The organism is Rhodoferax sp. OV413 (assembly GCF_900104385.1).
Classification (GTDB): Bacteria; Pseudomonadota; Gammaproteobacteria; order Burkholderiales; family Burkholderiaceae_C; genus Rhodoferax_B.
The window spans coordinates 297,260-321,303 of record NZ_FNJA01000001.1; the positions used below are offsets into that span (position 1 = coordinate 297,260).

At 63.6% G+C, this 24,044-nt stretch carries 28 protein-coding genes; 4 read left to right on the top strand and 24 right to left on the bottom strand.

All coding sequences use genetic code 11. The features are described 5' to 3' along the window. The first annotated feature begins 12 nt into the window (after nucleotides 1-12). Nucleotides 13-789 (top strand): UDP-2,3-diacylglucosamine diphosphatase, encoded by a 777-nt coding sequence (locus BLT66_RS01415; protein WP_255406716.1) that lies wholly within the window; start codon nucleotides 13-15, stop codon nucleotides 787-789. Between the two features lie 5 nt (nucleotides 790-794). Next, nucleotides 795-1,631, top strand: coding sequence for a M90 family metallopeptidase (locus BLT66_RS01420; protein ID WP_092754851.1), 837 nt, complete (start codon nucleotides 795-797; stop codon nucleotides 1,629-1,631). 4 nt (nucleotides 1,632-1,635) lie between these two features. On the opposite strand, the gene BLT66_RS01425 is transcribed toward BLT66_RS01420, so the two are convergent. From BLT66_RS01425 to BLT66_RS01435, 3 genes are all read right to left on the bottom strand, one after another. Then, nucleotides 1,636-2,589: a LysR family transcriptional regulator gene (locus BLT66_RS01425; protein WP_092754854.1), complete on the bottom strand. Its 954-nt coding sequence runs from the start codon at nucleotides 2,587-2,589 to the stop codon at nucleotides 1,636-1,638. Between the two features lie 188 nt (nucleotides 2,590-2,777). Continuing rightward, nucleotides 2,778-3,188 carry an alternative ribosome rescue aminoacyl-tRNA hydrolase ArfB gene (arfB, locus tag BLT66_RS01430; protein ID WP_092754857.1) on the bottom strand — a complete coding sequence of 137 codons (411 nt, stop codon included), beginning with the start codon at nucleotides 3,186-3,188 and terminating at the stop codon, nucleotides 2,778-2,780. Then, the gene (locus BLT66_RS01435) at nucleotides 3,185-3,916 is read right to left on the bottom strand and encodes an SIMPL domain-containing protein (protein WP_092754860.1); all 732 of its coding nucleotides are present in this window, start codon (nucleotides 3,914-3,916) and stop codon (nucleotides 3,185-3,187) included. Before BLT66_RS01435 ends, arfB begins: the two co-directional genes overlap by 4 nt. A 239-nt stretch (nucleotides 3,917-4,155) precedes the next feature. Here BLT66_RS01435 and ompR point away from each other — a divergent pair, with 239 nt between their 5' ends. Continuing rightward, nucleotides 4,156-4,887, top strand: a complete 732-nt coding sequence (gene ompR, locus BLT66_RS01440) for an osmolarity response regulator transcription factor OmpR (RefSeq protein WP_092754863.1) — start codon at nucleotides 4,156-4,158, stop codon at nucleotides 4,885-4,887. A gap of 87 nt (nucleotides 4,888-4,974) precedes the next feature. Further along, nucleotides 4,975-6,333, top strand: a complete 1,359-nt coding sequence (locus BLT66_RS01445; RefSeq protein ID WP_092756964.1) for an ATP-binding protein — start codon at nucleotides 4,975-4,977, stop codon at nucleotides 6,331-6,333. 11 nt (nucleotides 6,334-6,344) lie between these two features. On the opposite strand, the gene BLT66_RS01450 is transcribed toward BLT66_RS01445, so the two are convergent. The 21 genes from BLT66_RS01450 to ispD form a co-directional block, all read right to left on the bottom strand. Next, on the bottom strand, nucleotides 6,345-7,004 hold the full coding sequence (locus BLT66_RS01450) for a 4'-phosphopantetheinyl transferase family protein (protein WP_176954940.1): 660 nt from the start codon (nucleotides 7,002-7,004) through the stop codon (nucleotides 6,345-6,347). Nucleotides 7,005-7,018: 14 nt separating this feature from the next. Next, a complete protein-coding gene (locus tag BLT66_RS01455) occupies nucleotides 7,019-7,471 on the bottom strand; it encodes a hypothetical protein (protein WP_092754870.1) in 453 nt (150 codons plus the stop codon). Nucleotides 7,472-7,509: 38 nt separating this feature from the next. Then, nucleotides 7,510-8,742 (bottom strand): beta-ketoacyl-ACP synthase, encoded by a 1,233-nt coding sequence (locus tag BLT66_RS01460; protein ID WP_092754873.1) that lies wholly within the window; start codon nucleotides 8,740-8,742, stop codon nucleotides 7,510-7,512. Continuing rightward, on the bottom strand, nucleotides 8,739-9,470 hold the full coding sequence (locus tag BLT66_RS01465; RefSeq protein ID WP_092754876.1) for a 3-ketoacyl-ACP reductase FabG2: 732 nt from the start codon (nucleotides 9,468-9,470) through the stop codon (nucleotides 8,739-8,741). The genes BLT66_RS01460 and BLT66_RS01465 overlap by 4 nt, the downstream gene beginning before the upstream one ends. Next, nucleotides 9,470-9,964, bottom strand: coding sequence for a hotdog family protein (locus BLT66_RS01470; protein WP_255406717.1), 495 nt, complete (start codon nucleotides 9,962-9,964; stop codon nucleotides 9,470-9,472). The genes BLT66_RS01465 and BLT66_RS01470 overlap by 1 nt, the downstream gene beginning before the upstream one ends. Further along, on the bottom strand, nucleotides 9,936-11,117 hold the full coding sequence (locus BLT66_RS01475) for a beta-ketoacyl-ACP synthase (protein ID WP_092754882.1): 1,182 nt from the start codon (nucleotides 11,115-11,117) through the stop codon (nucleotides 9,936-9,938). Before BLT66_RS01475 ends, BLT66_RS01470 begins: the two co-directional genes overlap by 29 nt. Then, complete coding sequence (locus tag BLT66_RS01480) at nucleotides 11,114-11,659, bottom strand: DUF3261 domain-containing protein (RefSeq protein WP_092754885.1); 546 nt, start codon at nucleotides 11,657-11,659, stop codon at nucleotides 11,114-11,116. The genes BLT66_RS01475 and BLT66_RS01480 overlap by 4 nt, the downstream gene beginning before the upstream one ends. Beyond that, a complete protein-coding gene (locus tag BLT66_RS01485) occupies nucleotides 11,656-13,983 on the bottom strand; it encodes an MMPL family transporter (RefSeq protein WP_092754888.1) in 2,328 nt (775 codons plus the stop codon). Before BLT66_RS01485 ends, BLT66_RS01480 begins: the two co-directional genes overlap by 4 nt. Next, complete coding sequence (locus BLT66_RS01490; protein WP_255406718.1) at nucleotides 13,976-14,554, bottom strand: outer membrane lipoprotein carrier protein LolA; 579 nt, start codon at nucleotides 14,552-14,554, stop codon at nucleotides 13,976-13,978. Before BLT66_RS01490 ends, BLT66_RS01485 begins: the two co-directional genes overlap by 8 nt. 35 nt (nucleotides 14,555-14,589) lie before the next feature. After that, nucleotides 14,590-15,006, bottom strand: coding sequence for an acyl-CoA thioesterase (locus BLT66_RS01495; protein WP_092754894.1), 417 nt, complete (start codon nucleotides 15,004-15,006; stop codon nucleotides 14,590-14,592). 1 nt (nucleotide 15,007) lies between these two features. Further along, nucleotides 15,008-16,561 (bottom strand): HAL/PAL/TAL family ammonia-lyase, encoded by a 1,554-nt coding sequence (hutH, locus tag BLT66_RS01500; RefSeq protein ID WP_092754897.1) that lies wholly within the window; start codon nucleotides 16,559-16,561, stop codon nucleotides 15,008-15,010. Nucleotides 16,562-16,569: 8 nt separating this feature from the next. Further along, complete coding sequence (locus tag BLT66_RS01505; RefSeq protein WP_092754901.1) at nucleotides 16,570-17,529, bottom strand: LpxL/LpxP family acyltransferase; 960 nt, start codon at nucleotides 17,527-17,529, stop codon at nucleotides 16,570-16,572. After that, the gene (locus BLT66_RS01510) at nucleotides 17,526-18,272 is read right to left on the bottom strand and encodes a glycosyltransferase family 2 protein (protein ID WP_092756965.1); all 747 of its coding nucleotides are present in this window, start codon (nucleotides 18,270-18,272) and stop codon (nucleotides 17,526-17,528) included. Before BLT66_RS01510 ends, BLT66_RS01505 begins: the two co-directional genes overlap by 4 nt. Beyond that, a complete protein-coding gene (locus BLT66_RS01515) occupies nucleotides 18,265-19,953 on the bottom strand; it encodes an ApeI family dehydratase (RefSeq protein WP_092756966.1) in 1,689 nt (562 codons plus the stop codon). The genes BLT66_RS01510 and BLT66_RS01515 overlap by 8 nt, the downstream gene beginning before the upstream one ends. Beyond that, a complete protein-coding gene (locus BLT66_RS01520) occupies nucleotides 19,946-20,518 on the bottom strand; it encodes a COG4648 family protein (RefSeq protein WP_092754904.1) in 573 nt (190 codons plus the stop codon). Before BLT66_RS01520 ends, BLT66_RS01515 begins: the two co-directional genes overlap by 8 nt. Further along, nucleotides 20,499-20,756: an acyl carrier protein gene (locus BLT66_RS01525; RefSeq protein WP_092754907.1), complete on the bottom strand. Its 258-nt coding sequence runs from the start codon at nucleotides 20,754-20,756 to the stop codon at nucleotides 20,499-20,501. The genes BLT66_RS01520 and BLT66_RS01525 overlap by 20 nt, the downstream gene beginning before the upstream one ends. A 14-nt stretch (nucleotides 20,757-20,770) precedes the next feature. Beyond that, complete coding sequence (locus BLT66_RS01530; RefSeq protein ID WP_092754910.1) at nucleotides 20,771-21,031, bottom strand: phosphopantetheine-binding protein; 261 nt, start codon at nucleotides 21,029-21,031, stop codon at nucleotides 20,771-20,773. After that, a complete protein-coding gene (locus BLT66_RS01535; protein WP_092754913.1) occupies nucleotides 21,012-21,791 on the bottom strand; it encodes a lysophospholipid acyltransferase family protein in 780 nt (259 codons plus the stop codon). The genes BLT66_RS01530 and BLT66_RS01535 overlap by 20 nt, the downstream gene beginning before the upstream one ends. Then, a complete protein-coding gene (locus tag BLT66_RS01540) occupies nucleotides 21,784-22,449 on the bottom strand; it encodes a beta-ketoacyl synthase chain length factor (protein WP_092754916.1) in 666 nt (221 codons plus the stop codon). The genes BLT66_RS01535 and BLT66_RS01540 overlap by 8 nt, the downstream gene beginning before the upstream one ends. Before the next feature lie 290 nt (nucleotides 22,450-22,739). Next, complete coding sequence (gene ispF, locus BLT66_RS01545; protein ID WP_092754919.1) at nucleotides 22,740-23,222, bottom strand: 2-C-methyl-D-erythritol 2,4-cyclodiphosphate synthase; 483 nt, start codon at nucleotides 23,220-23,222, stop codon at nucleotides 22,740-22,742. Then, nucleotides 23,222-23,947 (bottom strand): 2-C-methyl-D-erythritol 4-phosphate cytidylyltransferase, encoded by a 726-nt coding sequence (gene ispD, locus BLT66_RS01550; RefSeq protein WP_369821567.1) that lies wholly within the window; start codon nucleotides 23,945-23,947, stop codon nucleotides 23,222-23,224. The genes ispF and ispD overlap by 1 nt, the downstream gene beginning before the upstream one ends. Nucleotides 23,948-24,044 lie beyond the last annotated feature (97 nt).

Sequence of the window (24,044 nt, forward strand, 5' to 3'; positions counted from 1 at the left end):
GTCGGTTTCTTCGTGACCTCGACCGTGCCCCCGGTGGCGGAGCTGATAGCTCCTAGCCACTGGCGCACGGTCGATTGCATTTCGGACCTGCATCTGGTCGCCAGCGAACCCGCCACCTTTGCGGCCTGGCAGCGCTACATGGCCGAGACTCCGGCCGATGCGGTCTGCATACTTGGCGACCTGTTTGAAGTCTGGGTGGGCGACGACGCAGTGGCAGCCGACCCGGACGGCTTCGACGCCGCCTGCATGGAGGTGCTGCGCGCAGCGGCCCGCCAGCGCCCTGTGTACTTCATGCACGGCAACCGCGACTTTCTGGTTGGCCGCGCCGGCCTGGCGGACTGCGGCGTAACGCTGCTCGACGACCCCACGGTATTGCAGTTCGCCGGCCAGCGCTGGCTGCTCAGCCATGGCGACGCGCTGTGCCTGGACGATACCGATTACCTGCAATTCCGCGCCCTGGTGCGCAGCCCACAGTGGCAAACCGAGTTTCTGGCCAAACCGCTGGCCGAACGCCAGCAGATCGCGCGCGGCATCCGCAGCCAAAGCGAGCAGCGCAAGCGCAGCGGCGCCATCTATGCCGATGTGGACACGCCCGCCGCCCGCGACTGGCTGCACGCCGCGCAAGCCCCGGTGCTCATCCACGGCCATACCCACCGGCCGGCCCTGCACAACCTGGGCGACGGCCTGCAGCGCTGGGTGCTCAGCGACTGGGACCTGGCCGCCACACCGCCGCGCGGCGAGGCCTTGCGCTTGTCGGCGGCCGGTGTGCAGCGTCTGCCGCTGGCCTGAACCGCATGTGGGATTGGCTGCGGGCGAAACGGCAACCGCCGATTCCCGATGCGCTGTGGCAGCCGCTGCTGGCCCGGCACCGGTTCCTGGCCGAACTGCCAGCGCACGACCAGCTGTATCTGCGCGAACTCAGCCGCCAGTTCCTGGCGCACAAAGAATTCCACGGTGCACACGGCCTGCAGATCAGCGACGGCATGGCGCTGGCAATTGCCGCCCAGGCCTGCCTGCCGCTGCTCTACCTGCCGCGCAAGGCGACCCGCTGGCAGCCGGGCGGGCTCGGCTGGTATGGCGACTTTGTTGGCATCAACGTCTACCCCGGTGAGGTGCTGGCCGGGCGTGAAAGCGTGGACGACGCGGGCGTGGTGCACCGCTACCGCGAAGCCTTGCTGGGCGAAGCCATGGACGGCGGGCCGGTGGTGCTGAGCTGGGTCGACGTGGCCCAGGCCGACGCCAGCGCTGCGCAGGGTACCAACCTGGTGATCCACGAGTTCGCCCACAAGATCGCCATGCAGGGTGGCCTGGCGGACGATGAAGAGCTGGGCTACTGCCCGCCCCTGCCGCCGGGTTTTCTGGGCAGTCGGTCGGCACGGGCCGCGGTGGCCGCCTGGTATGGGCTGCTGCAGCCCGCGTATGAAGGCTTCCGCGAGCAGGTCATCATCGCCGAGCGCTTCAGCGGCCCGCCGACCTGGCTGGACCCGTATGCGGCAGAGTCGATGGACGAGTTCTTCGCCGTGGCCTGCGAGGCCTACTGGGTGCAACGGGCCCGGTTTGCCCAGGAGTTCCCGTCGCTGATGCCGCTGATGGACGGATTCTTTCGCCCCGGAAGCGCCGAAAATTTATAGAAAATCAGGCTCTAGCGCATATTTCACCAGCGCCAACAGCTATTTTTTCAATAGCACGCAGCCTATCCCACACCGGCTCAGCCCCAAAGCGTTCGGCCAGAAAATCCAGCAAGCTGCGGATGCTGGCCGGCTGGTGGCGGCGCGGCAGGTAGACGGCGTAGATGCCCAGGCGCGCAGGCTGCCATTCGGGCAGCACAATCTCCAGCTCGCCAGACTGCAACAGCGGCGCCACCGCATAGGTAGGCTGCAGCGACAGCCCGGCGCCCGCGCGCACCGCCTGCACCAGGGCCGTGGTGTCGTTGGCGCTGAGGTTGCCGCCGACCTGCACCGAAGCCTCCACACCGTTGCGGTAGAAGGTCCATTGGCTGGTGTCCAGGCGTGACGCCGTCAGGCAGTTGTGCTGCACCAGGTCTTCCAGCACCTGCGGCACACCTTTGCGCTGCAAGTAGGCCGGCGCCGCGCACAGCACCGACCGGCATACCGACAGCTTTCGGGCCAGCAGGCTGGCGTCCAGCGCGTTGGCGATCCGCACGGCGACGTCGACCCGGTCTTCGGCCAGCTGCACCAGCCCATCGCCCAACAGCAGATCAACCCGGACCCGCGGATAGCGCGCCAGGTAGTCGGCCACGGCCGCCGCCAGATGCGACTGCCCGAACCCGCTGCTGCAGGCCACGCGGATCTGGCCATAGGGCTCGGTATCCCGCTGGCCGACCACTTGCTCGACATCGTGCACCAGCTCCAGCAGCAGATGACTGCGTGCCACGCAGGCCTGGCCGGCTTCGGTCAGCGACAAACGGCGGGTGGTGCGCTGCAGCAAGGGTTCGCCCAACCAGTGTTCCAGCTCGGCAATATGCCGTGTCACCATGGCCCGGGACATGCCCAGCGTGCCAGCGGCCGCGGTAAAGCTGCCGGCCGCCACCACTTCGCCAAAGACCCGCATGGCAGAGATTCGGTCCATCAATGTCTCCTAGCTGCCCACGCTTGCCGCCCAAACCCACTGGAGATCGCCGCAAGAGCACGCGGAACGGCTAAATTTTTTACTATTTTTTGAATACAGGCAATATTTTTCAATAAATATTGCATACAAATATTCTTGGACAAATAGCCCAAAAAGTGCTTGCTACCTGCGCAGCGGGGAGACTGGCTTTAGTCGAAGACCTTGGCGCGCAAGGCCTTGGTGCTGGATCGCTGGGTTTTGCCTTCCAGCCGGCGCTGCTTGGAGCCGTAGGTAGGCTGGGTGGCGCGCCGCACCCGCGGCGGCAGGGCCACGCTGTTGACCAGGGCTTGCAGCCGCTCCAGCGCGTCGGCCCGGTTCTGGTCCTGGCTGCGGGTTTGCTGGGCTTTGATGACCAGCACGCCTTGCTGGGTGATGCGGCTGTCGCGCAAGGCCAGCAGCCGCTCCTTCACATCCTCCGGCAAGGACGATGCCGGGATGTCGAAGCGCAGATGGACCGCGCTGGAGACCTTGTTGACGTTCTGCCCGCCCGCGCCCTGGGCCCGTATCGCGGTGATCTCGACTTCGGCCGGATCGATGGGCAGCGGGCGGAAATGGATCATGGGCTGGTCAGCTGCACCGCGCCGGATACCGTCACCTGCACCGTGCTGCGCCCGGCTTCCACCGGCACCGCCATGTCGGCCGAGGCCATTTTGGCTTCCATGGCCATGGCGCGTGGCCGGGGCATGCCGCCGACATCGTTGGCGTTCACCGAGATTTCGCGCAGGCTGTAGCCGGCAAAGCCGAAGCCCTTGGCGATGTCGCTGGCCTTGGCCTTGAACTGTTCAATCGCGATGGCCTGGGCCTGGCCTTCGACCTGGGCGCGCTGGGCGCGGCTCAGGCTGAAGCTGACGTTGCCCAGGGTCAGGCTGGGAATCTTGCCGGCGGTGCTGGCGATGCGGGCGAAGTCGCGCCCTTCGAGTACCAGCTCGGTCGTGCCTTGCCAGCCCTGGATCTTGCCGTCCTTGTTGTAGCGCGGGTAGAGGCTGAAATTGCCGGTACGCACGTCAAGCTGTCCAGTTTGCGCGGCCTTGCGGGCTTCGGTCAATGCGGCATCCAGGGCCAGCTTGAGCTGGGTTTGCACCACGCCGGCATCGTTGCCGTCGCGGCTGGTGGCGAGCACCACGGTCAGCAAATCCTGCTGCACCTCGACCGCACCGCTGGCGGCCAGCTGCACCACATTGCGCAGCGGCTGCGTGGCCAAAGACTCTTGGGCAAAACCACTGCTGGCGCAGACCAACAGTGCGCTGGAAGCTATTACTTTGGTAGCAAATCGGGAAAAAATAGGCATGCAAAACTTTCTGGTGTTGGTGCGGAACAGGGCTGTTCCAGGGAGGTAGAGCGGCAGCTTGCCACAGGGGTTCCATGGTTCGCCGAAGCTTGGTATTTTCAGCGCGGCAGCCCCTCAAAAAGCACACAAGACAGTATGCAAAAGTTGTAACATTCTGTCATAACACCTCCTTCGCCGCGGCTTTGGGCTGTTACACACTGCAGAATCCCTCCTTGTTACATATTACCGGCCTACAGACTATGAACCAGACTGCCAACCGTCCCGACAAAATCCTGGTGGTCGATGATGACTCCCGGATCCGCGACTTGCTGCGCCGCTACCTCATGCAAGAAGGCTTTGAAGTGATGCTGGCCGAAGACGGCAAAGCCCTGAGCCGCATCATGCTGCGCGACACCGCCGACCTGATCGTGCTTGACCTGATGATGCCCGGCGAAGACGGCCTGAGCATCTGCCGCCGCCTGCGCGCCAACAACGACCGCACGCCCATCATCATGCTCACTGCCAAGGGCGAAGACATCGACCGCATCGTCGGCCTGGAAGTCGGCGCCGACGATTACCTGGGCAAGCCCTTCAACCCGCGCGAACTGCTGGCCCGCATCCACGCCGTGCTGCGCCGCCGCCCGGCCAAAGAGGCGCCAGGTGCGCCGTCCATCGACAACGAAATCATCACCTTTGGCCCGTTTGCCTTCGACCTCGGATCGCGCACGCTGAACCGCAATGGCGAAGAGCTGCCGCTGACCACCGGCGAATTCGCCATGCTGAAAGCCCTGGTACGCCACCCGCGCCAGCCGCTGTCGCGCGAAAAGCTGGCCCTGCTGGCCCGCGGCCGCGAGTTTGAGCCGTTCGACCGCAGCCTGGACGTACAAGTCTCCCGCCTGCGCAAGCTGGTCGAGGTAGACGCCGCCGCGCCGCGCTACATCCAAACCGTATGGGGCGTGGGCTATGTATTCGTTCCAGACGGAGCGGGTTGATCCGTTTTGAGCAAGTCACAGACCACCCACTTCCGCCGGGGCGAGCTGTCCGACCCGTCTGACGCCACCAGTCCAGCGCCGCTGGAGATGCTGCCCAACAAGACGCATCTGTCACGCCAGATGGTGGTGGTGAGTCTGTTCTGGCGTACCTTCTTCCTGCTGGCAGCCCTGCTGATGGGCAGCATGTTGGCCTGGCTGATGACCTTGCGGGCGCTGGACTTCACGCCGCGCGCCATCCAGACCGCCCAGCAAATTGCCTCGCAGGTGAATCTGAGCCGCGCGGCTTTGGTACATGCTGACCCGATTGCCCGGGTCTCTCTGATCAAGGCGATGGCCGAGCAGGAACGCATGCGCATCCTGCCACGCGAGCCCTCCGACCAGCACCTGCCATTTGACCGGGACAGCCTGAGCCAGAGCATCGCCGAAGAGCTGACCAAAATTCTGGGCCCCAGCACCGTGGTGGCGCGCAGCGTCAACGGCGTCGATGGGCTGTGGGTCGGCTTTGAAATCAATGGCGACGCCAATTGGCTGCAGCTGGACCACGAGCGCTTCAACCCGGCCAGCAACAAGACCTGGCTGATCTGGCTGTGCACCATAGGCGCCCTGTCGCTGGCCGGCGCAGCGTTGATTGCGCGGCTGATCAACCGCCCGCTGAAACAGCTGTCGTTTGCCACCAGCCGCGTGCGCGAGGGCGACTTCGATGCTAGCCACCTGGACGAACGCGGCGTGACCGGCGAGGTGCGCGAAGTCAACATCGGCTTCAACCGCATGGCGCAAAAGCTGGCCAAGATCGAACAAGACCGCGTCATCATGCTGGCCGGCATCTCGCACGACCTGCGCACGCCGCTGGCCCGGCTGCGGCTGGAAACCGAGATGAGCGTGGCCGACAACGATGCCCGCGAGCACATGGTGGCCGACATCGGCCAGCTGGACGCCATCATCGACAAGTTTCTGGACTATGCGCGCCCCGGCCATGCCAAGCTCAACACGGTGTCACTCAACGATGTGCTGGAATCCAGCCTCTACGCTGTGCTCGATTACGAAGACATGCGCATCAACCTGACAGTGGATGAACCTCTGAAGGTGCTGGCCGACGAGGTCGAGCTGGGCCGCGTGATCTCCAACCTGCTGGAAAACGCGCGCCGTTACGGCAAGTCTCCCGACACCGGCATTGCCGTGGTGGACATCGCCGCCAAGGGCCGTGAAGACTGGGTGCTGCTGAAGGTACGCGACCACGGCCGCGGCGTAGACCCCGAGCAACTGGCCAGCCTGTCCAAGCCCTTCTTCCGAGGCGACGCCGCCCGAACCGCCGCCACCGGCGCCGGCCTGGGCCTGTCCATCGTGGACAAAGCCATCCAGCGCATGGGTGGTGAATTCGAGCTGACCAATACCGCATCCGGCGGGCTGGCAGCGCACATCAAGCTGCAGCGGGCACCCAAGAGCTGAATTTTCAGCCCCTAAACCGCGCCCACCTGCCACCAGGAGGGCGCGGTTGCCATCCATCCTTCACCAACGACCTGGGCATCTGCAGATGCAATCAAGGCCAAAGTGACGCCCTCGGCTTGCCAAACCCGGGCATTGCCCTGCCCTATGGGCATCGCCTGCGTGTGCAAAGCGGCCAGCCGCTCCAAAGCCAGCCCTTCGCCTCGGGACTTGAACCAGGCTTCCTTCAGAGTCCAGACGCGGTAGAAATACTGCAACGCATCGGCGGCGTCCAGGCCTTCGGCGCTTTTCAGTTCAGCCGTAGAAAACACGGTGGGCGCCAAGCGTGCCCAATCGCGCGCACGTGCCGGGGCTTCGATGTCTACCCCAATAGGTGCATCCGATACCGCACACACCACCCAGTCGGCACTATGGCTCAGCGACAGATGAAGATGCGGGTGGCCCAGTACGGTAGGTGCGCCAGCAGCATTGGCGGCCAGCGCCCAGAGCTGCGGTGCAGCTGCGCCGGCAAAGGCCGACAAGGCCTGCCGAGCCAACCAATGCCCTGCCAAAAACTGGCTACGCCGCAACGGGGCACTGATATGCGCCACCCTATGCGCTTCGTGGGCAGACAACCATTGCAGATCCGTTTGCTCGGCCTCGGCGGCGCATTGCGCTACCGGGGCAACACACACACGGATCTGCTGGATCACTGGGCTGCCACTTTGGCGTAGCTTGCTTTCAGCACCACATGGATACGGAAAGTGCCCGCATGGCATTCGACCGTCGTCGGACTTTTGGTGGGTTCGTTTTTGAAATTACTGTGGATGTCGACCACGGCATTGGCACCGAGCTTCTTGGCCTTGGCCTGGAAGGCCAGCAATGACGACAGGGCTGCAGCATGGCAACCCGCCAGTTCCTCCTTGACGGAACCATTCGCCGAGCCATGCGACCTGTCTTCGCGCAAGGTTTGTTCAATGACCGGGGTGTTCTGGCCTGACAGGTAAAACTTCACCGAACCGTCCAGCTTGGCCTGGGCCTCGGGCATTTTGAGTACGTCTTCCAGCGGGATCTGGTACTCAACATCGCGTGCGAATGCAGGTACGGTAAACGCCGCGCTCAAAGCGAACACAGCAACAGACAGGGCAATGGTATTTTTCATAAGGTGGTTAGAGCAAGGTATCCAGAAACAGCGCTGTGTCAAACACCGCGCCAGCGGCCAAAAATCAAGGAGGTGTTGATGCCTCCAAACGCAAAGTTGTTGCTCATCACATGGTCGGTCTGCAAGCTGAGACCATCGCCCATCACGTACTGCAGCGGTGCGCAGCGCGGGTCTACCTGGCGCAGATTGACAGTCGGGGCAAACCAGCCCTCACGCATCATCTCGATGGTCATCCAGGCTTCCAGCGCGCCGCAGGCCCCGAGGGTGTGGCCCATGTAGCTCTTCAACGAGCTCAGCGGCACACGCTCGCCAAAAATGGCGTGGGTGGCAATCGACTCGGCCACGTCGCCGTGGTCGGTTGCCGTGCCGTGGGCATTCACGTAGCCAATCGCCTCGGGCGCCAGGCTGGCACTTTCCAGCGCTAGCCGGATCGCCTCGGCCATGGTTTCAGACTTGGGCTGGGTGACATGGGCGCCATCGCTGTTCGTGCCATAGCCCAGCACTTCTGCATGGATGCGTGCGCCACGGGCCAAGGCATGCTCCAGCTCTTCCAGCACCAAGGTTCCCGCGCCTTCGCCGAGTACCAGGCCATCACGCTCCGCATCGAAAGGCCGGGGCGTTGACCCAGGCTCGTCATTGCGCACGCTGGTGGCAAACAAGGTATCGAACACCGCGGCTTCGGTCGCATCCAGCTCTTCGGCGCCACCGGCGAGCATGGCAATTTGCTTGCCCGACTGGATTGCCTCAAACGCCGAACCAATCCCCTGGCTACCCGAGGTACAAGCGCTGGAGGTAGTGATGATGCGCCCCGTCATGCCAAAGAAAACGCCGATGTTGACAGCCGCAGTATGCGACATCATCTTGATATAGGTGGTGGCGTTGATGCCCTCGGTGCTTTTCTCCGACATCATGCGGCCAAAGTCACCAATCGCCGACGGTGTACCCGCCGACGAACCATAGGACACGCCCATGCGGCCACTCTTGACCAAGGGGTCACCCAGCAAGCCCGCATCGATTAAGGCAAGCTCGCTGGCCCGCGTGGCCAGCACCGCCACACGGCCCATGCTGCGCATCGATTTGCGGTTGTAGTGTGCAGGTAGCTCGAAGGGTTGGGCAGGTGCGCCCAAGCGCGTATGCAAGCCCTCGAACACAGCCCAGTCGTGCATGGTGACCACGGCATTGCGTTTGTCTTGCAAGTGCTGGCGAACGCTCGGCCAGTCGTGGCCTAGAGGGCTCAAGGCGCCAAATCCGGTAATAACAACCCGCTTCATCCGACCATCCCTCCATTCACCGAGATTACCTGGCGGGTGATGTAGGCGGCATCCGGGGTCATCAAGAAGGCCACCACGGCAGCCACTTCCTGGGGCGTGCCCATGCGCCGCAACGGGATGATCTTCAAAGCCTCTTCCAGCACATGGGGTTCGACCATTTCCGTATCAATCAAACCGGGGGCCACGCAGTTCACCGTGATGGCCCGTTTAGCCAGTTCAACGGCCAGGGATTTGGTAGCGGCAATCACACCGGCTTTGGCAGCGCTGTAATTGGTTTGGCCGCGGTTGCCCATCAGCGCAGATACCGAGGCCAGGGTCACGATACGCCCCGGCTGGCGGCGCTGCACCATGGGCATCACCACAGGATGGAGTACGTTGTAGAAGGCATCTAGGTTGGTGTGTACTACCGCGTCCCATTCCTCGCCCGTCATGGCTGGAAAAGCGTTGTCACGTGCCAAACCCGCATTGCAGACCACGCCGTAGTAGGCACCGTGCTGGTCCATATCCGCCTGCAGTTCGGCGGCACAGGCCTGCCGGTCGGCCACGTCAAAAGCCAGTACCCGGGCTTGCCGCCCGAGCGCAACTATCTCTTGCACCACCGCCTGCGCCTGGCTGAGTTGGGCACGGCAATGCACCACGATGTCAAAGCCATCGGCCGCCAAGCGCAGGGCAATGGCTTTGCCTATGCCCCGGCTCGCGCCGGTCACCAAAATGGTGGAAGATTTCATTACGGGGTTCCCTCTGATTCTTGTAAGTAGGCCATGCCGTCCTTGGGCTCGAACACCGAAACATGCGCGCGGGCCAGCTCTTTTTCATCTGCATAAATTCGGCAATCAAACATGCCCAGACCATTGTCGGCAACCAGCTCGGCACGCGCCTCGATACGCAGCACGCTGCCCACTGCAAAGCCCGCGCAGTCGGCTACATAGCGCCGGGTTCCCAGCAAAAAACCGATATTGACCGGCTCGCCACGCTCCATAGACCGGACACCGGCCCAGGCGGCAATCGCCTGCGCCATTAGCTCCACCCCTACCCATGCGGGCAATTGCGCACCTTGGACAAACAACCGGTCGGCCCGTACATCAGCCTCTACCGACACAGAGTCCGGGCCAACGGAGACCAGGCGATCGATCAAACGCATAGCACCGCGGTGCGGGATATAGGTTTCAATAGAAGATGCCACTGCCGACATATCAGCCCTGCGCGAATAAAAGCGCGGCATTGCTGCCGCCAAACGCAAACGAGTTGCTCATGACATACCGTGGCGATCGTCCCAACGACTCACCCGCATGCACCAGGTGGAGCGGTGGTAGCTGCGGATCGCGTACACCATCAAACCAATGCGGTGGCAAGTAACCTAAAGGATTGTCCACCAGCGTTGCCCAGGCCAATGCCGCTTCGATGGAGCCAGCAGCCGCCAATGCGTGGCCCGTCATGGGCTTGGTAGAGCTTACAGGTACCTCGCACCCCAGCAGATCGGCCACCGCACGGCTCTCCATGGCATCGTTCTGCACTGTGGCCGTGCCATGCAAGTTCAAATAGTCCACCATATCAGCCGCTACACCGGCCCGTGCCAGTGCCAGCCGCATGGCGTCGGCCGCACCTTGGCCGCTGGGCTCGGGTGCAGACATATGGTGCGCATCCGATGTCTCGCCCCAACCCGCCAGGCGCATCGGCCCCGCGTCACGCCCCATCAAAAACAAGGCTGCACCCTCCCCCAGGTTGATGCCATTGCGATGCAGCGACATCGGATTGCAGCGTTCGGCCGATACGGACTCCAGCGATGAAAAGCCGGCAATCGTAAAAGTGCTCAGCGCATCGGCACCGCCTGCCACCACTGCGTCGACCAAGCCCGCGCGTAACAAACGGGCGCCACTGGCCAGTGCCTTGGCACCCGACGAGCAGGCGGTAGAGATGGTGTAAACCGGCCCCGTTGCGCCTATTTCCCGGGCTACAAACGCGGCGCCTGATCCCAGAGTCTGCTGGGCATAGTCGTACCCTACCGGCCAAACCCCATGTGCACGGTGAGAGCGCACAGCCTGCTCTCCCTCTTCCAAACCCGGTGCGCTGCCGCCCAAAATCACGGCGACCCGGGACGGGCCATGGCGTAACACTGCTGCCTGCACCGAGCTGCGCATCTGATGCAGGGCTTGGGCCAGCAGGGCGTTATGGCGGCTACGCTGCGCTAAGGGCACCTGGCCCCAGTCGGGCGACTCTGTCTGAACCCGGCCCAGGTGCAATAAGCGCCCAGGCGTGTACTGGTCGCTGGGCGCCACACTATCGGGTATCTCATGCGCCCACAGCTTGGCCCGGATACCGGGCAAGTCAGAGCCCAAAGAGCAGACCACCCCAAGCGACTGGAGGTATACGTTCATGGCGTTTGCTCCACCGATTCAATCTGCAACTGGTAACCCGCGCGGTGGTTGAAAACATCCACATGCTGGCCATCGCGGTACTGCACTTGCATTACTTCTTCGCCCTTCCACAGCAAGCGCCGCTGGGCGACGCTACTATCCAAGGTCCAGCCCTCGGGCAGCGCAGCACGCACTACCTCGGCCGGCCACCAGACGAGTTGCAGGTCACTCAAAATGCGTTCGCCACGCACAACATCCGGCAGCCAGCTGGCGCGGGTTTGCTGCAACGTCTGGCCATCCCAGCTCATCCGCACCACGGTTTGGTTCATGCCCAGCACTGCCAGGCGCAACTCCTGCGGATCGACCTCCAGCGCCACATCTACCGCCTGGCTACGGCCCGCGGCCATCACCACCAGGTGCTGTTGCAGCCACATGGAGCGGCCCAGACTGGCAGGCGCCAAACGCAGCAGCAATTCATGCTCTGGAGAAGCGCCCATGCGCCCAGCGCAGGCGCCCAACAGCAGCAGCAAAAACAGCGTACAGAAACGTAGCAATAGCATCATTGCGGCAGCCTCTCAGGAGGACGAAAAAAGGGAGACAAGGCCCACACCAAGCTCACACCGCAGGCCATTGTGAAACCAAAAGCCTGCAGCGCTGGCGTAGAAGACAGGGCCAACAAACCAAACGACAACAGCGTGCTGGCAGCACCCAAGGCGATAGCCAACCACGCAGAGCGGTCACCCCGGTGTTCCAGCAGAAATATGCCGTAGTCCACCCCCATGCCCAGCAACAAAACCAGCGCCAGCACATTGAACAGCTGAAATGGGATGCCGCAAAAACCTTGAATCGCCAGACTCAAGCCACTGGCCAACACAGTAGGCACCCAGGCCCGCCAGGCATCGCCGCGGTAGCGCCAGAACAAAGCCAGGAACACCACCACATAACCGCCAGCCAACAGACCGAGCATGGACACGCGGTAGCGCCCCAGCAGCGAGGACACATTGGCCGTGGTATCAACCCAGCGCACCCCGTCCAGGCCTTCGGCCAGCTGTGCCAGGTGCGGCAAAGAGGCAGCCCCTGCCACGCCCTGCAACATCACCACGCTGCTCATCTGCCCGTTCACCTCGCCCAGCCACAACGGCCGCGCCACGGCGGAAACCGGGTGCGCCAGCCAGGATGCAAGATCCAGAGCCTGCGGGGCAAAGGCAGGACGCGTAAAAGTCTCGCCCAATTGCTGGGCCACGGTGGCTAGAACTTCATGTTCGGCCCGCGCAGTCAACGCCGCATCCGCTTGCTGCCGGGCTTGCGACGGCAGCCAATCCGATACCGCACGCCAGCCGCCGACCAGGCCTTGCGCGGCCAATGGCTCCAAGGCTTGCTTCAGTGCTTCCTCCCGCACCAGTACCTGCTCGGCATCCTGTCCCCGCACCAGGTAAAACTGCGCCGGACTCGGCAGCGCCAGCAACGCGCCCACCTCTCGCTGGGCGTCAATCAAAGCCTTGGGTGAACCTTGCAGCTGGCGTACATCGTCGTTGGTCTGCAAACGGTTGATACCGAACACCATCAACGCCGCCATCACCAGTGCGCTAGCCCACAGCGCTGGCCGCATGCGCAGCACCGGCACATGGTCGAGACTGTAGGAGATACGCTGGGCAAAGCCGCTCATGGGCACCTGCCCCCGGTCCAGCCAGGGGAACCAGCACACCACCGTCAGAAATGCAGCCACCAGACCGACCGAGGAAAAAACGGCCATCTGGCGCAAGCCCGGAAATGGCGCCAAGCCCAGCACCAGATAGGCCAGCACACTGGTAGTCAGCGCCAGCGCCAGCCCCGGCAGCAGGTTGCCCATCACCGCCCAACGTGCTTGGCCCTGGCGCGATTGGCGGGTCGCAAAATAATGGATGCCGAAGTCTTCGGCAACCCCGACCAGGCTGGCGCCAAACACCAGTGTCAAGAGATGCACTTTGCCAAACAGCAGTGCGGTCACCGACAGTGCTGTCGCACATCCCACCAGCAAGGACAGGGACACCAAGGCAATCGGCCGCAGGGAGCGAAACGCCAGCCAGACCAGTAGCAGCACCGCTGCCAAAGACCCCCAGCCAATCGTATTCACCTCCCGGTTAGCCTGGGCCGCAGCGGCTTCCGCATGCAGGGCAATGCCTATCGACACAATGCGCAGGTCCGGCGTCTGGACTGCAGCCGCCGCCTGCGCCAAGGTGTCGGTTATCGGTGTACTGCCATCCATGGCAAATGCCGGACCAGACAACTCATAGACCAGCACCACCCAATCCATGCCGTTTGCCGCCACCCATGGCCAGCCGTCGCGCAAGCGCGCCCGGCTCTCCCCGGCGCGTTGGGCCCACCACTGCGGCCACAAAGCCAAGGGGTCCGTCACCCAGTCGGATAGCTTCAAGCCGACCCCGGGCTGGTAGAGCCCGGCCAAGGCAGACTGGACCAGCGTGGCCGGAGGGCTGTCCGCCAATTGCGCGCGCTGGGCTGGCGTCAGTAGGCGGTCACGGTAGGGGCGGTAGAAATCCAGCACCTGCGCTAAACCTGCTGCGTCCATACCGGGCAAAGGCTTGAGTCCACCCGGCCGGGCGGCAACTGCAGCACGGTGTGCCTCGGCCGCCTGGCGCACCTGGTCCCAGTTTTTCCCGCCCAGCACCACCACGACCTGGCGCGAGGTCTGTTCCGCCAAGCGCCGCGTCGCAGCCGACACCTCCGGCGCATGCTCGTCCTGCGGCAACAGCGTCAGCACGTCGCTATCCAGATTGGCAGCACGCCAGAAATGCCATTGGTGTGCCGCCACCAGCACCACCACCAACAGCCAGACCAGTGCCAGTGCATGCCATAAGCGCGGCATCCTGGCGTTGAGCGCCTTATTCAAACCGCACTTCCTCGTCACGGCTCAGCGCCACACCAGGCACCATGGCGGTGAATCGAATCAGCGTGCTGTCACCCTGGGCTTCGGCCATTTTGATACTGCGGACAAACTGGTCGCCTTCGATATCCACCTGGGTAAACACCTGCAAAAGCGCTGCCTCCCGCGGCACCAGCCGCAACCGCCAGGCGTCTTTGCCCAATAGCTCCCCGTCCACGCTGAAGCGCGCCGACAGCGCCGCCACATCGCCGCGCAACAACGCAAACATCACGCTGTTGACCACGCGCAAGCCCGGCTCGTCCCGGGTATTGAGCTGTGCGCTGATCTGGCCATCGGCCTGGCGCGCCACCAGGCGCTCCTGGGTTACCACCAAGGTCGAGGCAAAAGGCTCGCGGGTCAACCACTGCACGCCTTTGCCACGCGCCACCAAAAACTGGCCGCGCGAGACCAGGGGTTTCTTGAACCCCTTGAGAGTCTTGGACTGCTCGAACTCGCCGCGGAGCAGCTCGGTGTCCTGCAAACGCTGACGCACCTGGGCCGCTATGTCGGCCGCAACCGCTGCAGGTATCCAGGGCAAGGCTCCCAACCCGGCTAATGCCAATAGCTGCCGCCTCAGCATGGTGGCACCCCCAGCCGCTCCCAGAGCACCGGAGGACACACGTACTGCATTTGCTGGCTGGCCATATCCACCGCCACCTGGATGGTGTAAGCCGAGGTGAGCTTGCTGCCGGTCTGCACATCGCGGATCAGGTAATTGATCTTCAAGCGGCTCTCCCACTCCACAATTTCACAACGCACGGCAATCCGCTGGCCAAAGGAGGCCGGGCGCACGTACTTCAGACGCATATCGACGATAGGCCAGGCGTACCCAGAGGCCCGCATCTGCGGGTAGTCGTAGTCCATGCGTGCCAGCAAGGCACAGCGGGCAATTTCCATGTACTTGACGTAGTGGCCGTGCCAGACAATTTCCATGACGTCCATGTCATGGAATGCCGGCACCAATTCAATCTCGTGTACCCATTCCGCCATTTCAGATCTCCCACACCTGGGCGCGCAAGGCTTGCAACAAGGCCTGCAGGTCTTGGTCCAGCGCACGGTCTTCGTCCACAAACGCGACGCGGCTTTCCAGATCGGCCGCGAACGCCGCCAAACCCGGGCTCAGGCTCTGCAGCGGGTCCATGCGCCCGCGCAGCGCCAGGCCCTGGCGGGCTGCAATCAGCAGGCCAGCGCAGACCTGTTCGGTCAGCTCCAGCACCCGCAGACAGTCGCGGGCGGCAATCGTGCCCATGCTGACCTTGTCCTGGTTGTGGCATTCGGTAGAACGAGAGAACACCGAAGCCGGCATGGTCTGCTTCAAGGCCTCGGCGGTCCAGGCCGAGACGCTGATCTGCAAGGCCTTGAGCCCGTGGTTAATGGCCGCACGCGGGCCGGTCGCTCCCGACAGGTTAGACGGCAAACCGTGGTTGAAACGGGTATCGACCAGCAGGGCCAGTTGCCGGTCCAGCAGGTCCGCCACATTGGCCACCGCGGTCTTCAGGCTGTCCATCGCAAATGCGATGTGGCCGCCATAGAAGTGACCACCGTGCAGCACACGTTCGCCATCGGGGTCGATCAGTGGGTTGTCGTTGGCGCTGTTGAGCTCGTTCTCGATCAGCGTGCGCATAAAAGGCAGGGCATCTTCGAGCACACCGATCACGTGCGGCGCACAGCGCAGGGAATAGCGGTCTTGCAAACGCTGGTCGTTGCGAGCCGGCCGGTCGCTGGCCAAGTCGGCGCGCAGGCGTGCAGCCACCGCCTGCTGTCCGGGGTGGGGCTTGAGCGCAAACAGGGTTTCATCGAAATGGTGGGCATTGCCGGCACTGGCCACTACATTGCAAGCCGTCAAGCGCGTGGCCAAACGCGACACATAGCTGGCACGCTCAAACGCCAGGCAGGCCAGCCCGGTCATCACGGCCGTGCCGTTCATGATGGCCAGGCCCTCCTTGGGGCGCAGGCGCAAAGGGGTGCGGCCCACCGCCTGCAAAGCCTCTGCGGCCGGCCGGCGCGCGCCATTGAACCAGACCTCGCGCTCACCGCACAGCACCGCGGCCACATAGGACAAAGGCGTGAGATCGCCACTGGCACCCACCGATCCTTCGGCCGGGATCATGGGCAGCACATCGTGGACCAGCAACGCCTCCAGCTGCACCAGCAAATCCACGCTGACTGCCGAATAGCCTTGCGACAAAGACGCCAGCCGCGCAGCCAGCACCGCCCGCACCTCTTCTGGAGCCAGCATCCGACCGGCACCGATACCGTGGTAGGTATACAGATGGTGCGGCAGCTCCGCCACCAGATCCAGCGGTATGTGCACCGTACAAGAGTCGCCATAGCCAGTGGTTACGCCATACACCACGCCGTCTTCGCGCAACAGCCGATCCAGAAAATCAGCGCCTTTGGCAATCCGCGCGCGAAAAGCCGGGGCCGCTGACAGCACGGGTGGCCGCTCACGCCGGGCTAAGGCACAGATGTCCTCAATGCACAAACGCGTACCGTCAAAGCAGACCGGCTCTGGCGCCGGAACAGAAATGGGGGATGACAACATAGGTAAGCTTAAAAACGCCGGGAAGCCAGAGACGCGTCACCACGCCCCTGCGCCCAAAATGGGAAAAAATTGAACCAGTCGTACGGAGCCTGCTGCAGCAAAAGCTCCAGCTGCTGGACGAACCCTGCCGCGTATTCGGCCAAAGCCGCCTCGCGCCGCGCCCTTGGCAGAACGACCTGCTGTGCCAGACGGGCGAAGCGTAGGGTGTGAACCGCGTCTTCACGGACACAGCCCATGAAGTACAAGGGGCATTTCAGCAATGCCGACAGCACATACGGCCCCACGGGAAACCGCGCGGCATGGCCTAGAAATAGCGCCTCCACCGTGCGCCCAGCCCCCAAGGGAACGCGATCGCCGGCAATCGCCACGAACTCCCCGCGCTCCACCCGCTCAGACAACCAGACGGCCGTGCCCGCAGACACCTCGCTGACCTGCAGCAGCTGCACGGCGCTGTGCGGATGCAGACGCTTGAGCAGGCGGTTGAAGCGCTCGGCATGCGCCGTATGCACCAGAATATTCATTCGCAAACCGGGTAGGCGTTCAGCGAGGACCTGGCATAGCTCCAGGCAGCCCACGTGGCCGGTCACGATCACACCGCCCTGCCCCGCGGCCAAGGCTTGCAGCAGCGGTGCCTGGCCTTCGATGCGGACGCTGTCAAACGGATAGCGCCCGCCCATGGCCAGCATCTTGTCGAGCAAGGTATCGGCAAAAGACACGAAATGGCGCAAGCTGTGCCAGTGCCCAGGCGTATGTCCCACGCTGCCGTGGGACGCCTGTAGCCGCTGCAAATATTCCAGGGAGGAGCGCCGTGCCAATGCACCTGTAGCCCAGTACACCAGCACCACAGGATACAGGCACAGCACAAAGGGCACGCGTCCCAGCCAGCGGTGTATCCAGGCCAGCAGCAGCATGCCGAACACGCAGGTGTTCTCTCCCACGTTCGCCCAATGGGGCGCTGGCGCACTCATGGCTTGCGCCCCAGCTTGCGCCATAGCAGCAGTGGTGAGCGCAGCAGCATGCCGAAGAACAGCCGCGTATGCATGCGCGTGATCAATAGATTGTCCAGCCAGAGCCGGAAGTGCGAAATCCCATCCAGCGGATAGGTTACCCGGGTCGGCTGGTTCACCACCGCGACACCCCGCCAATGCAGGCGCACCAGCACGTCGGTATCAAAGTCCATGCGGTGGCCGATATCCACCTGGTCCATCAGCTGCACCACGGCCGCCAACGGATAGACCCGGAAACCACACATTGAATCGCGGATATCCAGCGACAAGGTATTGATCCAGACCCAGATGTGGGTGGCATAACGGGCGATCAAGCGGGTCCGCGGCACCGATGCATCGAACAGCGGGCAACCGGCAATCACCGCCAGCGGGCGCTGGGCGCTGCGCGCCAGAAATACCGGAATATCCGCGGGCTGGTGCTGGCCGTCGGCATCGATCTGCAAGGCATGGGTATAGCCCAGCGCATGGGCCCGACGCAAGCCGGCCACCATCGCCGCGCCTTTGCCCTGGTTGTGCGGCAAACGCAGCAGCAGCACCGTGTCGGCATGGCGCTGGGCCAAGGCCTGCAGCACCGCCGCGCACTCCGGCCCGCTGCCATCGTCCACCAGGATGCAGGCCAAGGCACGCGCGTGCACAGCCGCCACCATGGTGCCTATGGCCTCGCCATGGTTGTAGACGGGAATCACCGCCACCGGCTTAAACATGCGCAGGCCCGGCAAACACGATACGGCCGCTGGAATGCATCTGCTCGCCGGAGCGGTAGGCAAATACCAAAGTCGATGCCGCGGCACGCCAGGTCAGCGCAAGAGTGATACGGTCGCCCGGCCGCACCGGGCGCTGGAATTTGAGCGTTTCCACGCGCAAGAAATCGCCGTTGATGGGAAAACACTCGCGGCCAAACGACACCGCCCAATCCAGCTGGGCTACCCCCGGCAGCACCGGTGCCACCGGGAAATGTCCGTCGAAAACCCGCAGGTCCGCCTGGATATCCAGCACGGCACGGGCCTCGGCTGGATCGCGCTGCTGCCACTGCGCTATGGGCCGGGTCGGGCGCAGTAAATCCAATAGCAAGGCCTCGGTGGTCTTGCTCTGCGCGTTCACAGGCATCTGCGCGGGGTAGCGCCAGCGCTTAGGCAGCGCCACCGGCTCCACCACCGAGGCCAGCAGTTCACGCAGCCTCTGATTAACAGCTGGTTTGCCCAGCCGGGCCAAGGCCTCGTTGCCTTCGGGCGTAAGAACAGCCACCACGGCCAGCCGCCCCTGGTAAACCAGCGCACGCACTTCTTGCACCCAGGGTGACTGGGCCAGATGCCGCTCGATGGCCGTCAGGGAAACGCGCTTTTCCTCGATCTTGACGATACGGTCTTCGCGCCCCAGCAACACAAACCCACCCGATGCGGTGGGCGCAATCCTGTCGGTGCTACGCCACCAGCTACTGTCGGCCAGGTTCGGAGAGCGCAACTCCAGCACCTCGTGCGCCACCCGCCATTGCACGCCCACAAAAACCTGCCAAGTATCGCCATGCTCTCTGCGCTGGCGCCAGGCAATGCCACCGGTTTCCGAGCTGCCAAAGACTTCCACTGGAGAGCAGCCCCATAGCCGCAGCGTGTCGTCCGCCGCCTGCGGCGGCAAAGGGCCACCCGAAGAAAACACCATGCGCACACCTTGGCGCGCCGCGGCCCAGTCCAGCGTCTCGGGCAAGCGGCGCAAATGGGCCGGGCTGGCAATCAGCACACTGGGCTCAGGCCCCAAGGCCTGCGCCATCTGTTCGGGGTAGACCAAACGCTCTGCCACGAAGCGCATACCACTGGCCAGCGGCCACAGGATGGCGAACAGCAGCCCGTAAATATGCTGGTGCGACACGGTGGTCAGAATATGGGCCTGCGGCTCAGAGGGCATGCGCGCGGCAAAGCTCTGGTGCAGGGTGCCGATCTCGGCCTCCAGCTGCCGCAGCGACTTGGCGATCGCCTCCGGCTCGCCGCTGGAGCCCGAGGTGTACAGCACCAACCGGGTGTTTTCCAAATCCAGCGCCTGCCGGGCGTGCGCCGCATCCACGCTGGCCGCGCACAGGCCTTGCGGCACATCGCCAGCCCAGCCATCCACCTCGGCATTCAAGCGCGCAACGCTGCCGGGCTGCACATCGCCGGGCAGGAACACCGTCTTGCCCGCGTGCCATGCGCCGTACAAGGCACAGGCGAACTGGTAGCCATCTTCAAAATACAGCGCCCAACGCAAACCTGTGCTCTGGGCAAAAACGGTTTGCCAACGCCCCACATCGGCGACGAAGTCTGCATGGCTGCGGGCTTGCCCGGCTTGCCGTGCCACTACCCGCCCATGGCGACCAGCCCCGCAAGCGACCTCGGTCAGGGAAATGAACTCAAACATGCGCATCCTGCAGATGGCGCCAGCGCGCCTTGACCCGGCGGCGCACCAGCCATTCGCCACCAAACAACAGCCCCATCAGGCCGTAGGCCAGCAAACCGTTGTACAGCGCCCAGACCGCCGGGCTGGCCCATAGCGCGGTCAGCAACGCAACCGTGCCGTTCAACACAAAAAATCCGCACCACAGCTTGGTCACCTGGCGCGTGTAGGCGATGGCCTGGGGCGGCAGGTCAGGCTCGGTCAGCCGGGCCAGCCGTTCAATGGCCGAAGGGGGATAGGCCAGGCTGGCGGCAAACACGGTGCACAGCACCGCATTCACCAGCACCGGGTACAGCTTGAGCGGCAACAGCGCATTGCCCCAGATGCTGAGCAGGGCCAGGCACAAAGCGCCGGCCGCAGCCACCCACCAGAACCGTTGCCGCGTCACCAGCAGGCGCAACAGCGCCAGCGCCAGCAGCAGCAGCGCCAGCCAGCGCGGTTCAAAATGGCCGATACCAAAGTACACGGCCAGCGGATAGGCCAGAGTCAGCGCCCCCAGCAACAGCGTTTTAGGCTGGAGCGGCGTCATTCACAAGGCCGTGCAAGGCATCGACGATGTCTTGTACGGTCCGCACCGATTTGAATGCCTCGGGCTGCAGACGTTTGCCCACCAGGGGCTTCAACTGGACGATCAGATCCACGGCGTCAATGCTGTCGATGTCCAGGTCGTCATAAAGCCGGGAGGTGGGCGTGACCCGGTCTGGCTCTATGTCAAAAGCGTCTTTCAGGATGCTCCGGATGCGTTCAAAAATTTCGTCTTTGGTCATAGCGTTCTTCAATTTCAAGCCGCGCGTTGGCCGTTCACAAAAGCCACCAAGGCGTCAACGCTGGCAAAGTGGCGGCGCGTCTGCTCCGAGTCGGTGCCCATGCTCACGCCGTAGCGTTTTTGCAAGGCCATGCCCAGCTCCAGTGCATCGATAGAGTCCAGGCCCAAGCCTTCTACAAACAAGGGTTCGGAGGACACGATGTCCTGCGGCGTGATGTCTTCCAGCGCCAGCGCGGAAATGATGAGTTCTTTGATCTCAAGCTCTAAGGTGGACACCTTGGGTCTCCCATGAAAAATAATCGGTCAGGTGCGTCGTCAGCCGGCGCGCCGCCACCCCTTCGGCCACACCTTCCAGAAAGGGGGCCACCACAATATCGTCACGCACTTCAATCACAAAGTGCATGCGGCGGATCGGAATCTGGTACCACTTGTCGCCCTTGCTCAGGGTGGGCGGCTCGCAGCGTATCGATACCGGCGTGATGTTCACGCGCCCGCGCACTGCCACATTGGCCGCGCCGCGCTGCAGATGCATGCCGCCACTGCGCGCGGTACGCGTGCCTTCGGGAAAGATGATCAGGTTGTTGCCCGCATGCAGCGAGTCTATGCAGCCCTGCACCAGGTCGGCACCCGAGTCATTGCAGACAAAGCCGGCGGCCGTCACCGGCCCGCGCATGAACGGGTTGTCGCGCAGCGCCGCCTTGACCACGCAGTCGGCGCGCTGCGTCAACGACATCAGGAACACCACATCCAGCAAGGTGGGGTGGTTGGCCAACACCAGCAAACCATGGCGCTGCAGCTTTTCTACCCCGTGCAGCTCGCAGCTCATGACGCCCAGCCCGCGCATCATGCCGAGGAACATACGAAACGCACCGCGAATCACCTCCTTGACCAGCAGCGCCCGGCGCACCGGATCGCGCACCAGCGTGGCCAGCACCGGGAACAGCAGCACCCGCATCACCAGCCCGCCCAGGCCGAACACCACGAAGCAGAAACCAGTGGTGAACACGCGCACGGCACGCTCCAGCCGGCTAAACATGGCGTTGCCACTCCCAGCCGCTGCCGGCCACCGGGCGCGCAAACTGCATTTCCCCCGACAAGGCGAATCGCAGCACATCCAGGCCGTAAGGCAACAGCGCCGGTGCCACTTCTGTGCTGTCGGCAACAGTGCTGCACAAGCGTAGCCGTGAAGCCCCGGCCTCAGCCGGCGCCATGCGCCAGGCCCAGGCATAGGTGGCCGCCGGCTCATCGCGAAAAACACTGTAGTGGCCGGGCAGCGGGGTGTCATAGCACAGCAACAGCACCTCGGGCGCGCCGTCAGCCAGCAGGCCCACGGCCTCGACCACGCCCAGGGCCACGGTATCGGCACCGGCTGCCACGGCCAGGTAATTGGAACGGTCGCCGCGCGCAATCGAATACATCGCACCGATGGCGTTGTGCACCGACAGGCCAAAGCCGGTGGGCGACATGGGTTCTTGCGCAGCCAGATCGGCCAGCAAGGCCAGTGAACGCTCCAGATCGCCGTGGCGCGATGCCAGCACCACCGGCACGCCAGATTGCTCAGCCTGCGCCCAGTAGGCTACCTGCAGAGCCATGCGGCCCAGGGTGTTGGCGCGGCGGCGCGCCATGGGCGCCAGTTCGGGCAAAGCCGGAGCCGCTTCGTCCTGCGGCAGAAACGGCTGTGCAGCCCACGCCATCCATGCTTCTGGAGAGTGCAGCCCGGACGCAAACGCGGCCCATCCACGAAGACAGAAATCAAACGCCAAAATATTGAGTATTCAAGAAGAATGCAGGAGCGATGCAGACCCGACGATGCGCAGGCAGAACGCGGCACCAGAATAAGCCCGCTACACGAACGGGAAATGCAACCGTGTTAAGGCTAGGGATTCTACCCCGCATGCGCATGCGGCCAGCCCCCGCCTCTCTGCCTGCCAACTTAGATATAAAAAATGTCTCTAGCGCATATTGAACAAGCGCAAGCAGCTATTTATTCAATAGCAAAAAGCAGCACCACCGCCCGCGCCTCTATGCTCTGGCCCAAACCCACCGGGCCCATCTTCTCGGCCGTTTTGGCCTTGATGTTGATTTGCTCCAGCGCCAGGCCCAGCCCGCTGGCGATGCGTTCGCGCATGGCCAAGATGTGCGGCATCATCTTTGGCGCCTGGGCGACGATGGTGCTGTCGATATTGCCGATCTTGTAGCCCTTGGCCGCGACCCGGCGCATCGCTTCCACCAACAACACCATCGAATCCGCGCCCTTGAACTGGGGGTCGGTATCAGAGAAATGCGTGCCGATGTCGCCCAGCGCGGCCGCGCCCAGCAACGCATCGGTGATGGCGTGCAACAAGGCATCGGCATCCGAGTGGCCGAGCAAACCCATGGTATGGGGAATCTCCACCCCGCCCAATATCAGCTTGCGGCCCGCCACCAGTGCGTGCACATCCCAGCCTTCTCCAATCCGAAACGACATTAATCCATCCTTTGTGAATACCGGCTTTGCAGAACGGCCTCGGCCAGCGCAAAGTCTTCGGGGTAGGTTACTTTGAAATTCTGCGCGCTGCCCGGCACCAACTTGGGCGCCAGCCCCAGCGCCTCGATAGCGCTGGACTCGTCGGTCACCTCGGCGCCGGCAGCCTGCAGCGCCTGCGACAGCATGCCGATGCGGAACATCTGCGGCGTCTGCGCCAGCCATTTGTCGGCGCGCGGCACGGTAGCCGCGACACGGCCCTGGTCTTCGCTTTTGAGCGTATCGGCCAGCCGATGCGCCAGCAGACCACCGACCGCATCGCCCTCGCAGGCGTCGATCAGCGCGTTGATCTGCGCGGGCGTGACCAGGCAGCGCGCCGCATCGTGTACCAGCACCCAGTCGTGGCCCTGCGCGCCTTGCTCATACAAGTCGTGCAACCCATTGGCCACGGTTTCGGCGCGGGTGGCCCCGCCGCAGTCGGACACCACGCAGGTGGAACTCTGGTGCTCGAAAAAATCATCGCCAGCAGAGACCACCACCAGCACGTCGGCGATCCGCGGCACGCTGGCAAAAGCCGCCAGGGTGTGCATCACCATAGGCTGGCCGGCAATCGGCTGGTATTGCTTGGGTATGGGAGCCGCACCGGCAAGCAGCGCGCGGCTGCCCACGCCGGCGCAAGGAATCAGAGCAAAAAAACGGGATAACGGGGGCTGGGCAGCGGTAGACATGGGCCGCATTCTAGAATCAGCCCCATCCACACCCCCCGCCCTCGCGCCGGGGGGTGTTTTTGCATTCCTGAACCCGCCCAACCGCAGCCACCGCCAC

What these genes read in the sequence shown, in the direction of transcription:
- BLT66_RS01470 (WP_255406717.1), bottom strand. Translation starts at nt 9,964, where the DNA reads ATGCCGCGCTTTTATTCGCGCAGGGCTGATATGTCGGCAGTGGCATCT.
- BLT66_RS01525 (WP_092754907.1), bottom strand. Translation starts at nt 20,756, where the DNA reads ATGACCAAAGACGAAATTTTTGAACGCATCCGGAGCATCCTGAAAGAC.
- BLT66_RS01420 (WP_092754851.1), top strand. Translation starts at nt 795, where the DNA reads ATGTGGGATTGGCTGCGGGCGAAACGGCAACCGCCGATTCCCGATGCG.
- BLT66_RS01465 (WP_092754876.1), bottom strand. Translation starts at nt 9,470, where the DNA reads ATGAAATCTTCCACCATTTTGGTGACCGGCGCGAGCCGGGGCATAGGC.
- BLT66_RS01540 (WP_092754916.1), bottom strand. Translation starts at nt 22,449, where the DNA reads ATGGCGTGGGCTGCACAGCCGTTTCTGCCGCAGGACGAAGCGGCTCCG.
- BLT66_RS01435 (WP_092754860.1), bottom strand. Translation starts at nt 3,916, where the DNA reads ATGCCTATTTTTTCCCGATTTGCTACCAAAGTAATAGCTTCCAGCGCA.
- BLT66_RS01460 (WP_092754873.1), bottom strand. Translation starts at nt 8,742, where the DNA reads ATGAAGCGGGTTGTTATTACCGGATTTGGCGCCTTGAGCCCTCTAGGC.
- BLT66_RS01515 (WP_092756966.1), bottom strand. Translation starts at nt 19,953, where the DNA reads ATGTTTGAGTTCATTTCCCTGACCGAGGTCGCTTGCGGGGCTGGTCGC.
- BLT66_RS01455 (WP_092754870.1), bottom strand. Translation starts at nt 7,471, where the DNA reads ATGAAAAATACCATTGCCCTGTCTGTTGCTGTGTTCGCTTTGAGCGCG.
- BLT66_RS01480 (WP_092754885.1), bottom strand. Translation starts at nt 11,659, where the DNA reads ATGATGCTATTGCTACGTTTCTGTACGCTGTTTTTGCTGCTGCTGTTG.
- arfB (WP_092754857.1), bottom strand. Translation starts at nt 3,188, where the DNA reads ATGATCCATTTCCGCCCGCTGCCCATCGATCCGGCCGAAGTCGAGATC.
- BLT66_RS01475 (WP_092754882.1), bottom strand. Translation starts at nt 11,117, where the DNA reads ATGAACGTATACCTCCAGTCGCTTGGGGTGGTCTGCTCTTTGGGCTCT.
- BLT66_RS01425 (WP_092754854.1), bottom strand. Translation starts at nt 2,589, where the DNA reads ATGGACCGAATCTCTGCCATGCGGGTCTTTGGCGAAGTGGTGGCGGCC.
- BLT66_RS01445 (WP_092756964.1), top strand. Translation starts at nt 4,975, where the DNA reads ATGCTGCCCAACAAGACGCATCTGTCACGCCAGATGGTGGTGGTGAGT.
- ompR (WP_092754863.1), top strand. Translation starts at nt 4,156, where the DNA reads ATGAACCAGACTGCCAACCGTCCCGACAAAATCCTGGTGGTCGATGAT.
- ispF (WP_092754919.1), bottom strand. Translation starts at nt 23,222, where the DNA reads ATGTCGTTTCGGATTGGAGAAGGCTGGGATGTGCACGCACTGGTGGCG.
- BLT66_RS01505 (WP_092754901.1), bottom strand. Translation starts at nt 17,529, where the DNA reads ATGAGTGCGCCAGCGCCCCATTGGGCGAACGTGGGAGAGAACACCTGC.
- BLT66_RS01520 (WP_092754904.1), bottom strand. Translation starts at nt 20,518, where the DNA reads ATGACGCCGCTCCAGCCTAAAACGCTGTTGCTGGGGGCGCTGACTCTG.
- hutH (WP_092754897.1), bottom strand. Translation starts at nt 16,561, where the DNA reads ATGTTGTCATCCCCCATTTCTGTTCCGGCGCCAGAGCCGGTCTGCTTT.
- BLT66_RS01510 (WP_092756965.1), bottom strand. Translation starts at nt 18,272, where the DNA reads ATGTTTAAGCCGGTGGCGGTGATTCCCGTCTACAACCATGGCGAGGCC.
- ispD (WP_369821567.1), bottom strand. Translation starts at nt 23,947, where the DNA reads ATGTCTACCGCTGCCCAGCCCCCGTTATCCCGTTTTTTTGCTCTGATT.
- BLT66_RS01535 (WP_092754913.1), bottom strand. Translation starts at nt 21,791, where the DNA reads ATGTTTAGCCGGCTGGAGCGTGCCGTGCGCGTGTTCACCACTGGTTTC.
- BLT66_RS01495 (WP_092754894.1), bottom strand. Translation starts at nt 15,006, where the DNA reads ATGGCGGAATGGGTACACGAGATTGAATTGGTGCCGGCATTCCATGAC.